The sequence below is a fragment of the Streptomyces sp. NPDC000983 genome (assembly GCF_040299205.1).
GTDB lineage: Bacteria > Actinomycetota > Actinomycetes > Streptomycetales > Streptomycetaceae > Streptomyces.
The window spans coordinates 19857-30722 of record NZ_JBEPBM010000058.1 but is presented as its reverse complement, the minus strand read 5'-3'; the positions used below and the strand labels follow the sequence as shown (position 1 = coordinate 30722).

The window sequence follows — 10866 nt, the reverse complement described above, 5'->3', positions numbered from 1 at the left end:
ATCCCGTTCCCGCTGCTGCGCCAGACGGCCTGGCTGCTGACGGCCGCCACCATCGCCTTCAACGGCGCGGCGGCCTGGCCGGACCCGCTGGGCGTGGGCATGCACTCGGTGATCCCGATCCTGTTCGTGGTCGCCGTGGAGGCGGCCCGGCACGCGGTCGGCCGGATCGCGGACATCACCGCGGACAAGCACATGGAGGGCGTCCGGCTCACCCGCTGGATGCTCAGCCCGGTCCCGACGTTCCTGCTGTGGCGCCGGATGAAACTGTGGGAACTGCGCTCCTACGAGCAGGTCATCAAGCTGGAGCAGGAGCGCCTGGTCTACCAGGCCCGGCTGCGCTCCCGCTTCGGCCGCTCCTGGCGCCGCAAGGCCCCGGTGGAGTCCCTGATGCCGCTGCGCCTGGCCCGCTACGGCGTCCCGCTCGCGGAGACGGCCCCGGCGGGCCTGGCCGCGGCGGGCATAGAACCGGCGGTCCTGCCCCCGGTGGACCCGGACGCGGGCAGTCGTGCCGCCGGGGCGGCACGGGTGGGCGCGGCGGCGCCTCCCGCCGAGCAGCGCCCCGAACTCGTCGGCGGCCCGTACCCCGGGCCCTACGACTACAGCCCCGAGCCCGAGGAAAGCCCCTGGCTGCACGCCAGGCACCCCGAGCAGATCGAGTACCACGGCGGCTACGACCCCGCGTACGACCCCACGTACGACCCGGGCTACGACGAGTGGCACGAGGAGGAGCCCCCGGTCACGGAGCCCTCCCCGGAGGAGACCGGCAGCTTCCCCATCCCGGTGGCCCCCGGCCGCACCCGCGAACTCGGTGAGGGCGGCGGCAACCCGGAGCCGGACGAGGAGGCGTACTACCAGGTCTTCCGTCAGTCGATCGACGGCAGCTACCCCACGCCCCGCGTCCTGGGCGACAACATCCAGGCGACCTACGGGACGACCCTGAGCCCCAGCGAGCTGAAGACCCTCGCGGAACGCTTCCAGAAGCGCCACTCGGAGCAGCTCGAAGAGGACCACATCGCCTGAGCCGCAGATGCTTGAGGCACAAGCCTGAGCCGCATTAGCTCAAGGCACAGAAGAAGGGGCCCTCGATCCCGAGGGCCCCTTCTTCGTACGGACGGACGTACCGCCTACTCCCCGAGCAGGGCCCGCACCCGTTCCTGCCCCACCGCCAGCAGCAGCGTGGGCAGACGCGGTCCCGTGTCCCGGCCGACGAGCAGGTGGTACAGCAGCGCGAAGAACGTCCGCTGGGCCGTCTTGATCTCCGGCGGCAGCTCCTTGGGCGTGGCGTCCGCGGAGAACCCGGCCTGCACCTTGGGCACGCCGTAGACGAGGTGGGTCAGCCCGTCCAGCGACCAGTGCGCGGCGAGTCCGTCGAGCAGCAGCCGCAGGGATTCCCGGGACGCCTCGTCGAGGGACTTCAGCAGCTCGGCGTCCGGCTCGTCGCGCACGATGGTCCGCTGGTCGGCGGGGACGTGCGTGTTGATCCAGGCCTCGGCCTTGTCGTACCGCGGCCGGGCCTCGTCCAGCGAGCCGAGCGGGTTCGACGGGTCCAGCTCGGACAGGATGCGCAGCGCCTGGTCCTCGTGGCCGGCGGTGATGTCGGCGACGGACGCGAGCGTCCGGTACGGCATCGGCCGGGCCGTGCGGGGCAGCTCACCGGCGGCGGTGCGCACCGCGCGGGCGTGCGCGGCGACGTCCGCCGGCAGGGCCGAGCCGTCGGCGACCTTCGCGTCGAGCTTGTCCCACTCGTCGTACAGCCGCTGGATCTCCTGGTCGAAGGCGATCTTGAAGGACTGGTTGGGGCGGCGGCGGGCGTACAGCCAGCGCAGCAGCTGCGGCTCCATGATCTGCAGGGCGTCCGCGGGCGTGGGCACCCCGCCCCGGGACGACGACATCTTCGCCATCCCGGAGATGCCGACGAAGGCGTACATCGGGCCGATCGGCTGCTTGCCGCCGAAGATCCCGACGATCTGCCCGCCGACCTGGAACGACGACCCGGGCGAGGAGTGGTCGACGCCGCTGGGCTCGAAGACGACGCCCTCGTAGGCCCAGCGCATGGGCCAGTCGACCTTCCAGACCAGCTTGCCGCGGTTGAACTCGTTGAGCCGGACGGTCTCGGCGAAGCCGCACGCGGTGCAGGTGTAGGACAGCTCGGTGGTCTCGTCCTCGTAGGAGGTGACCGTGGTGAGGTCCTTCTCGCAGTTGCCGCAGTACGGCTTGTACGGGAAGTACCCGGCCGAGCCGGAGCTGCCGTCGTCCTCGGCGGCCGCGCCGGAGCCCTCGGCGGCCTCCAGCTCGGCCTCGTCGACGGGCTTCTGCGACTGCTTGGCGCCGCCCTTGGGCTTGGTCCGGTACTGGGCGAGCACGGCGTCGATGTCGCCGCGGTGCTTCATGGCGTGCAGGATCTGCTCGCGGTACACCCCGGTGGTGTACTGCTCGGTCTGGCTGATCCCGTCGAACTCCACGCCCAGCTCGGCGAGGGACTCGACCATGGCGGCCTTGAAGTGCTCGGACCAGTTCGGGTGGGCGGAGCCCTTGGGCGCCGGGACGGAGGTCAGCGGCTTGCCGATGTGCTCGGCCCACGACTCGTCGACGCCGGCGATCCCGGCCGGCACCTTGCGGTAGCGGTCGTAGTCGTCCCAGGAGATCAGGTGCCGGACCTGGTGCCCGCGGCGCCGGATCTCGTCGGCGACGAGGTGGGGCGTCATGACCTCGCGGAGGTTGCCCAGGTGGATGGGTCCGGAGGGGGACAGACCGGACGCGACGACGACCGGTTTCCCCGGGGACCGACGCTCCGACTCCTCGATGACCTCATCCGCGAAACGGGAGACCCAGTCGGTGGTCTCGGTGCTCAGAGCCACGATCGGCACGTCCTTCTTTCTCCAGGGCAGCCAGTACGGTCAAGAGGGCTGCGCACCCAAGTCTAGGCGGCGCAGCCGCCGAGACAGGGGCGCGGGGAACTGCGCGACCAGCCCCCACCGGGCCCGCACACGGCACAGCACAGCACACCACCCGAGCTCGCTGCCGAGAAATTCGGTTTGCCCCCCATGGGATACTGACCGCGTCTATCAATCCCACGAGGAGAACGGCTCCCACCTAATGGCCTCGGTCACGTCGCTCACCGAACTCGTCAACCAGCGCCTCACGTCCGCCCTGTCAGCCGCCCTGCCGGAGGCTGACGCGGACCCTCTGCTGCGACGTAGCGACCGGGCCGACTTCCAGGCCAACGGCATCCTCGCGCTCGCCAAGAAGGCGAAGGCGAACCCCAGGGAGCTGGCCACCCAGGTCGTGGGCAACATCGTCACCGGCGACGTCATCAAGGACGTGGAGGTCTCCGGCCCCGGCTTCCTGAACGTCACCGTCGCCGACCGCGCGATCACCGAGACCCTCGCCGCCCGCGCCGCCGACGACCGGCTCGGCGTGCCGCTGAAGCGGAACCCGGGCCTGACGGTCATCGACTACGCGCAGCCGAACGTGGCGAAGGAGATGCACGTCGGCCACCTGCGCTCCGCGGTGATCGGCGACGCCCTGCGCGGCATGCTCGACTTCACCGGCGAGCGGACGCTCGGCCGGCACCACATCGGCGACTGGGGCACCCAGTTCGGGATGCTCATCCAGTACCTGATCGAGAACCCCGGCACCCTCGCCCCCGCGGACGAGGTCGACGGCGAGCAGGCGATGTCGAACCTCAACCGGGTCTACAAGGCGTCCCGGGCGGTCTTCGACGCGGACGAGGAGTTCAAGGAGCGGGCCCGTAAGCGGGTCGTCGCCCTCCAGTCCGGCGACAAGGAGACCCTCGACCTGTGGCAGCGGTTCGTGGACGAGTCGAAGGTCTACTTCTACTCGGTCTTCGAGAAGCTCGACATGGAGATCCGGGACGACGAGATCGTCGGCGAGTCCGCGTACAACGAGGGCATGCCCGAGACCGCCCGGATGCTGGAGGAGATGGGCGTCGCCGTGCGGTCCGAGGGCGCGCTCGTGGTGTTCTTCGACGAGATCCGCGGCAAGGACGACCAGCCGGTCCCGCTGATCGTGCAGAAGGCGGACGGCGGCTTCGGCTACGCGGCCTCCGACCTGACGGCGATCCGGAACCGGGTGACCGACCTGCACGCCGACTCGCTGATCTACGTCGTGGACGTGCGTCAGTCCCTGCACTTCAGGATGGTCTTCGAGACGGCCCGCCGGGCGGGCTGGCTGAGCGACGACGTGACCGCGCACAACATGGGTTACGGCACGGTCCTCGGCGCCGACGGCAAGCCGTTCAAGACGCGTGCGGGTGAGACGGTCCGGCTGGAGGACCTGCTCGACGAGGCCGTGCAGCGGGCCGCCGAGGTGGTCCGGGAGAAGGCGCGGGACCTCACCGAGGACGAGATCCAGGAGCGGGCCGCGCAGGTCGGCATCGGCGCCGTGAAGTACGCGGACCTGTCGACGTCGGCGAACCGGGACTACAAGTTCGACCTGGACCAGATGGTGTCGCTGAACGGCGACACCAGCGTGTACCTCCAGTACGCGTACGCCCGTATCCGGTCGATCCTGCGGAAGGCGGGCGACATCGGCCCGGCGGCCCACCCCGAGCTGGAACTCCACGAGGCGGAGCGGGCCCTGGGCCTGCACCTGGACGCGTTCGGCGCCACGGTCTTCGAGGCGTCGGCGGAGTACGCGCCGCACAAGGTGGCCGCGTACCTGTACCAACTGGCGTCGCTGTTCACGTCGTTCTACGACAAGTGCCCGGTGGTCAAGCCGCAGCCGCCGCAGGAGGTGGCGGAGAACCGCCTGCTCCTGTGCGACCTGACGGGCCGCACCCTGCACCAGGGAATGGCGCTGCTCGGAATCCGCACCCCCGAGCGGCTCTGACCCGCGCCCCCGAACGGCTCCGCTCCGTTACGGCCTGAGCCCCCGACCCAGCCTCCGCAGCCCCTCGCGGATGCGGTCGGGGGTCTCCGTCACGAAGCACAGGCGCAGGGTCGCGGAGTCGGGGGCCCCGGCGTGGAAGGGCGCGCCGGGGACGTAGGCGACGTCCTCGCGCACGACCTCCGGCAGCAGGGCCGCGGTGTCGTAGGAGTCGGGGAGCCTGGCCCACAGGAACATGCCGCCCTCGGGGCGGTTCCAGGTCGAGCCGTCCGGGAGGGCGTCGGCGAGGCCGGCGAGCATGGCGTCGCGCCGCTCGCCGTAGACGCGGGCGACCCGGGAGACATGGGCGTCGAGGTCCTGGTCGGCGAGGTAGCGGGCGGCGGCGAGCTGGTTGACGGTCGGGGTGTGCAGGTCGGCGGCCTGTTTGGCGACGGCGCAGGCGCGGCGCAGCTCCTGCGGTGCGCGCAGCCAGCCGAGCCGCAGACCGGGCGCCATCACCTTGGAGAAGGAGCCGAGCAGGACGGTGCGGTCCTCGGCGCCCGGGTGGGCGGCGATCCAGGGCACGCGTTCGCCCTCGAAGCGGAGTTCGCCGTAGGGGTCGTCCTCGACGATCCACAGTCCGTGCCGGGCGGCGACGGCGGCGACGGCGGCGCGGCGGGCGGCGGGCATGGTCCGGCCGGTGGGGTTCTGGAAGGTCGGCACGGTGTAGAGCAGTTTGGGCCGCTCGCCGACGACGAGTTCCTCCAGTGCGGCGGGGTCGACGCCGTCCGCGTCGCCGGGCACCGGCAGGACCCGCGCGCCGGTGAAGGCGAAGGCCTGGAGTGCGGCGAGGTAGCAGGGGTTCTCGACGAGCACGGTGTCGCCGGGCTCCAGCAGCGCGGTCGCGAGCAGGGACAGGGCCTGCTGGGATCCGGTGGTGACGAGGATGTCGTCGGCGTCGGTGGCCAGGCCCCGGGCGGTCGTTCGGGCGGCGAGCGCGGCCCGCAGCCGCGGTTCGCCCTCGGTGGTGGAGTACTGGAGGGCCTGTGCGGGTGTCCCGGTGAGGACCGCCTGGTAGGCGGCGGCGATCCCGGCCGCGTCGAAGAGCTCCGGGGCGGGCAGTCCGCCGGCGAAGTTGATCACCTCGGGGCGTGCGGTGACGGCCAGGATGTCCCGTACCGGCGAACCGCCGACGGAGCGCGCCCGTGAGGCGAGCGGCGGCACGGGCGCCGATGCGGGGGCGGGACGGGACAGCGGCGGCTCGACGGCGGTCACGTGGCGGCTCCTCGGAGGTGGTGCGGCTGTTTCCCGCACCCTAGAGAACTAGGTGGCGCCTACAGGCAGGTTTCCGCGATACGGACGCCCAGGCTCCGCCCGCCGTCCCGTCCCACCTTCGCGGGACACGCCGTTCCCGCAGGTCAGCGCGTCCGGGCCGGGGTGAGCGTCCCGAATCCCCGGCGACTGCTGGCGACGGCCCGGCCCGGTCCCGCACGCTGAGGCCCTCCCGGAAACCGCCTCCGAAAGGGCCCGCCCATGTCCGCACCCCGCCTGCTCGCCGCCGTCCTCCTGACGGGCGTGCTGACCGGCGCGCTCAGCGGCTGCGAGGACGGCGAGGGCCTGCGCGACGAGGGTCCGTCGAGCGGCGCCGGGCAGGTCCGGCCGCCTCACTGGGCGGACGGGCCCCACCCCTCCGCACCGAGCGGGAACTCGTAGGACGGGCGGCCGTTGTTGCCGCTCGTACGGAACGGCTCGCCCCCGTCGTCGATGACGAGATTGCCGCTGCGCTCGCCGCTGGACCAGGCCAGCACCAGGTACCAGCGCACGTCGTACGCCGAGGCGTCGGCGGTGATCCGGAAGACCTCCGGGTCGGACTCGTTGACGGAGAACGGGAAGTCGCGCTGCCCGGCGCCGGCCACCACGACGGGTCGGGCCGCGTCGAGCGCGACGGTGAAGGGGCGGGTCGGCACGTTGCCCCCGCAGCCGACTCCCATGACGTAGTCGTTCCAGGCGAGCGGCGTGTCCTTGCCGACGACCCGCACGGTCAGGCTGTCCAGCACGACGGTCTCGTCCCCGGCGCCCTGCACGGTCAGCGTCACCAGTTGCTCGTCGGCCGACACCGCCCCGTGCGCCGCGATCCACGCGGGCGCCTCGGGCTCGAACGGCGGCGGGGACACCTTCGCGGCCTGACGGTCGATCAAGTAGTGCTGGGAGCAGGGGTCTTCCCACGCGTAGGGCCGGGTCGTGACGGTCAGCGGCGCCGCCGCGTCCTCGCCGCCACTCGTACGGCTCGGGGAGGCGGACGCGGACGGGGTGTTCTTCTCCGTCGCGCGGGCGCTCCCGGAGGGCGACGCGGAGGAGCTGGGCTTCCCGGCCGACTCGGTCGTCCCGGTCGGCGAGGCGGAGGTCCGGCCGGAGGTCGCCGCACCCACGGGGCTGTGCCGGCCGTCGGCGGTGTCGCTCCGCTCGCCCTCCCCGGAGAGGGGGTTCACGGCGAAGGCGACCCCGGCGAGGACGGCGGCGAGCGCCACGCCCGCGAGGGCGACGGTACGGCGTCGGGTCCGGCCGGGGGCGGCGGCCGGTTCCTGCTCCGCGGCCGGTTCCTGTTCCGCGTCCGGTCCCTGCTCTGCTTCGGACGCCTGCTCCTTGCCGGGCGCACCCTCAACTCCCGTCCCCGGAAGGGCTTCCGGCGCCTGCTCCGCCGCCGCGCCCCTGCGCCCCCGCCCCGCGTCCGCCAGCACCCACCGCCGGTGCAGCTCCACCAACTCCTCGGGCGAGGCCTTGCAGAGCCGGGCCAGCCGCTCGACGGGCGCGTAGTCCGTCGGTACGGCGTCCCCGTTGCAGTACCGGTGCAGCGTGGACGTACTCATGTGCAGCCGTTTGGCGAGCACTCCGTAGCTGAGCCCGGAACGGTCCTTCAACTCCCGCAACAGCGCGGCGAACCCGTCCTCCGAAGTGCCCTGCGACACCGTTCCCCCATCCCCCGTCGTCCCGTTCCCGCGTTCCAGGGGAAGGGCGTTTCCGCACGTCGGACATGCTGCGGGCGTTCCATCGTCCCGTATCCCCCGAGGGCTGGTGCGCCCGGGACAAAAGATCCCACAAGCTCGTGCCGATCACAGCACAGCCTCCGACACGGAACAGGAACCAGCCATGCGCACCTTCCGCCACGCCCGCCTTCTCGCCGCCGCGGGCGCCGCCCTCGCGACCCTCGCCCTGACCGCGTGCGACAACGGCACGGGCACCGAGGACGAGGGCGCGGCCAAGCCGACGCGGTCCACGACCGCCCGGCCCGCGAAGCCCGGGCAGTCCGAACAGCCGAAGACCGAACAGCCTTCCCCGACAAAGGAGTCGGGGGAGCCGGAGCAGCCGAACGACTCGGACGGCAAGGCGACGCCCCCGGCCGACGACACCGCCCCGTCCACCCCCGTCGTCTGCAACGGGGCCAACACGAAGGTCACCGCGCAGACGGTGTCCCGCCCGCTGAACCACATGCTGCTGACGGTCACCAACACCGGCTCGAAGCCGTGCTCGCTGCTGTACTACCCGGTGCTGCGCTTCGACGAGATGCAGTGGGCGCCGCAGGCGCGATCCGACAGCAAGCCGCAGGCGGTGCCGACCCTCGCCCCCGGTGACTCCGGCTACGCGGGCGTCATGCTCGCCGCGGCCGACGGCAGCGGCGACGGCGGAACGACCGCGAAGAAGCTGACGGTCGCGTTCCAGGGCAGGACCCCGAACAGCTCCGGCGGCGCCACGGCGGTCCCGTCGCTGCCGGCGAAGGGCGTGTACTACGACAGCACCCTGACGGTGACGTACTGGCAGACGGACCCGCAGGACGCCCTGAACTGAACTGTCCTGAACTAGCCGAGCTTCTGGGCCACTTCGGTGGCCCAGTAGGTGAGGATGCTCTTCGCGCCGGCCCGCTTGATCCCGGTGAGGGACTCCAGGATCGCCCGGTCCCGGTCGATCCAGCCCTTCTCGGCGGCGGCCTCGATCATCGAGTACTCGCCGGAGATCTGGTAGGCGGCGACCGGCACGTCACAGGCGTCGACGACCCGGGCGAGGACGTCGAGGTAGGGCCCGGCGGGCTTGACCATCACCATGTCGGCGCCCTCCTCCAGGTCCAGCGCCAGCTCCCGCATGGCGTCCCGGACGTTGGCGGGATCCTGCTGGTACGTCTTGCGGTCCCCGCGCAGCGAGGAGCCGACGGCCTCCCGGAAGGGGCCGTAGAAGGCGGAGGCGTACTTCACGGTGTAGGCGAGGATCGCGACGTCCTCGCGGCCGATCTGGTCGAGCGCGTCCCGCACGACCCCGATCTGCCCGTCCATCATCCCGCTCGGCCCGACGACATGGGCGCCCGCGTCGGCCTGCACCTGGGCCATCTCGGCGTACCGCTCCAGGGTGGCGTCGTTGTCGACCCGGCCCTCGGCGTCCAGCACCCCGCAGTGCCCGTGATCCGTCGTCTCGTCGAGGCAGAGGTCGGACATGACCAGCAGGTCGTCACCGACCTCGGCGCGTACGTCCCGGAGGGCGACCTGGAGGATGCCGTCCGGGTCGGTCCCCGGCGTACCGAGGGCGTCCTTCTTCGACTCCTCGGGGACACCGAAGAGCATGATCCCGGAGATCCCCGCCTCGACCGCCTCGGCGGCGGCCTTCTTCAGGCTGTCCCGCGTGTGCTGGACCACGCCGGGCATCGCGCCGATCGGCACGGGCTCGCTCACGCCCTCCCGCACGAAGGCCGGGAGGATGAAGTCGGCCGGGTGCAGCTGCGTCTCGGCGACCATGCGCCGCATGACGGGGGTGGTACGCAGCCGCCGGGGTCGCGTACCGGGAAAGGATCCGTACGTCGTCATGCCACCTACGCTACGCCCGTCCCGGCACCCCCTTTGCCGACTGCCCGTCGGTAGCGGTTCACCGAATCCCTCACTCAGCGTGACGCCATCTGCGTAACCTGTGATCAGGCGGGCGGCGGAGGGCGGCGAGGGTGAACGACGGGAACGCGGGTCCGGAGACGGACGAGGAGGCGGGCGCCCTGCTGCGGGCCGTCCAACGGCAGTTGAGGCTGTGGCGCGAGGCGTCCGGCCTCACCCAGGCCGAACTGGCGGCGGCCATCGGCTACGGCGAGGACCTGGTCTCCGCGGTGGAGCGGGGCCGGCGCATCCCCCGCCCCGAGTACCTGGACCGCGCCGACGAGGCCCTCGGCGCCGGGGGCAGGATCGCGGCGCTGAAGGAGGACCTGGCGGAGGTCCGGTATCCGAAGAAGGTGCGGGACCTGAAACGGCTGGAGGGCGAGGCCGTCGAGCTGTGCGCGTACAACAACTCGGTGATCCACGGGCTGTTGCAGACGCACGAGTACGCGAGCGCCGTCTTCGGCGGGCGTCGGCCCCCCTTCAGCGCGGAAGAGTTGGAGCAGCGGCTGACGGCCCGCCTCTCCCGTCAGAAGATCTTTGACGAGGCGACGGCCCGGCCGTTCTTCAGTTTCGTCCAGTGCGAGTCGACGCTCCTGCGGCCCATCGGTGGCAAGGCGGTGATGCGCCAACAGCTGGAACGGCTGCTGGAGGTGGCCGAGTTCCGCAACATCGACCTTCAGGTGCTCCCGGTGAGCCGCGAGGTGAACTCCGGCCTGGCCGGTTCGTTCAGACTGCTCAGGCTCAGGGACGGCAGCACCGTCGGCCATGTCGAGGTCCAGCACGTCAGCCGGGTGATCGCGGATCCGAAGGAGGTTCAGCTGCTCGACATGCGCTATGGGACCATCCGGGCACAAGCCCTCGACCCGAGAGAGTCGACGGCCCTCATCGAGAAAGTGCTGGGAGAGACATGACCCGCAGGCTCCACGGCGAACCCGGTTCCGCTCCCGAGTGGATAAAGAGCAGCTACAGCACGGACGAAGGCCCCGACTGCCTCGAAATGGCCACCACCGAGCAGGTGTTGGTCCGCGACTCGAAGAACCCCGACGGCCCCCGTCTCACCCTCACCCCCGCCACCTGGGCGGCGTTCCTGCCGTACGCGGCGGCATGCGAAGGGCCCGCCCCCGTATAGGGAGCG

The 10866-nt window shown here is 71.7% G+C and carries 10 protein-coding genes; 6 read left to right on the top strand and 4 right to left on the bottom strand.

The features are described 5' to 3' along the window. A partial coding sequence (locus ABT296_RS35495; protein ID WP_351933719.1) for a DUF2637 domain-containing protein occupies positions 1-1020 on the top strand: 1020 nt, incomplete at its 5' end. A gap of 104 nt (positions 1021-1124) precedes the next feature. Here ABT296_RS35495 and lysS read toward each other — a convergent pair. After that, positions 1125-2867: a lysine--tRNA ligase gene (gene lysS, locus ABT296_RS35490; protein WP_351933717.1), complete on the bottom strand. Its 1743-nt coding sequence runs from the start codon at positions 2865-2867 to the stop codon at positions 1125-1127. Positions 2868-3096: 229 nt separating this feature from the next. Between lysS and argS the strand changes: the two genes are divergently transcribed. Continuing rightward, a complete protein-coding gene (argS, locus tag ABT296_RS35485) occupies positions 3097-4851 on the top strand; it encodes an arginine--tRNA ligase (RefSeq protein WP_351933715.1) in 1755 nt (584 codons plus the stop codon). Positions 4852-4878: 27 nt separating this feature from the next. On the opposite strand, the gene ABT296_RS35480 is transcribed toward argS, so the two are convergent. After that, positions 4879-6102, bottom strand: a complete 1224-nt coding sequence (locus ABT296_RS35480; protein WP_351933713.1) for an aminotransferase-like domain-containing protein — start codon at positions 6100-6102, stop codon at positions 4879-4881. 258 nt (positions 6103-6360) lie between these two features. Here ABT296_RS35480 and ABT296_RS35475 point away from each other — a divergent pair, with 258 nt between their 5' ends. Then, a complete protein-coding gene (locus ABT296_RS35475) occupies positions 6361-6540 on the top strand; it encodes a hypothetical protein (RefSeq protein WP_351933711.1) in 180 nt (59 codons plus the stop codon). On the opposite strand, the gene ABT296_RS35470 is transcribed toward ABT296_RS35475, so the two are convergent. Further along, positions 6492-7793: a helix-turn-helix domain-containing protein gene (locus tag ABT296_RS35470; RefSeq protein WP_351933709.1), complete on the bottom strand. Its 1302-nt coding sequence runs from the start codon at positions 7791-7793 to the stop codon at positions 6492-6494. The two genes, ABT296_RS35475 and ABT296_RS35470, sit on opposite strands and share 49 nt — an antisense overlap. A gap of 181 nt (positions 7794-7974) precedes the next feature. Between ABT296_RS35470 and ABT296_RS35465 the strand changes: the two genes are divergently transcribed. Further along, positions 7975-8670: a DUF4232 domain-containing protein gene (locus ABT296_RS35465; RefSeq protein ID WP_351933707.1), complete on the top strand. Its 696-nt coding sequence runs from the start codon at positions 7975-7977 to the stop codon at positions 8668-8670. A gap of 11 nt (positions 8671-8681) precedes the next feature. Here the strand turns inward: ABT296_RS35465 and hemB are convergent, their stop codons facing one another. Then, positions 8682-9674 carry a porphobilinogen synthase gene (gene hemB / locus ABT296_RS35460; RefSeq protein ID WP_351933705.1) on the bottom strand — a complete coding sequence of 331 codons (993 nt, stop codon included), beginning with the start codon at positions 9672-9674 and terminating at the stop codon, positions 8682-8684. Between the two features lie 131 nt (positions 9675-9805). Here hemB and ABT296_RS35455 point away from each other — a divergent pair, with 131 nt between their 5' ends. Together ABT296_RS35455 and ABT296_RS35450 are read left to right on the top strand one after the other, a co-directional pair. Beyond that, entirely contained in the window at positions 9806-10642 is an 837-nt protein-coding gene (locus tag ABT296_RS35455) for a helix-turn-helix domain-containing protein (RefSeq protein WP_351933703.1), read from the top strand. Further along, the gene (locus ABT296_RS35450) at positions 10639-10860 is read left to right on the top strand and encodes a DUF397 domain-containing protein (protein ID WP_351933701.1); all 222 of its coding nucleotides are present in this window, start codon (positions 10639-10641) and stop codon (positions 10858-10860) included. The genes ABT296_RS35455 and ABT296_RS35450 overlap by 4 nt, the downstream gene beginning before the upstream one ends. Positions 10861-10866: the final 6 nt, after the last annotated feature.

Excerpts from the sequence above, each read along its gene's own strand:
- argS (WP_351933715.1), top strand. The coding sequence starts at position 3,097 with ATGGCCTCGGTCACGTCGCTCACCGAACTCGTCAACCAGCGCCTCACG.
- hemB (WP_351933705.1), bottom strand. The coding sequence starts at position 9,674 with ATGACGACGTACGGATCCTTTCCCGGTACGCGACCCCGGCGGCTGCGT.
- ABT296_RS35450 (WP_351933701.1), top strand. The coding sequence starts at position 10,639 with ATGACCCGCAGGCTCCACGGCGAACCCGGTTCCGCTCCCGAGTGGATA.
- ABT296_RS35475 (WP_351933711.1), top strand. The coding sequence starts at position 6,361 with ATGTCCGCACCCCGCCTGCTCGCCGCCGTCCTCCTGACGGGCGTGCTG.
- ABT296_RS35465 (WP_351933707.1), top strand. The coding sequence starts at position 7,975 with ATGCGCACCTTCCGCCACGCCCGCCTTCTCGCCGCCGCGGGCGCCGCC.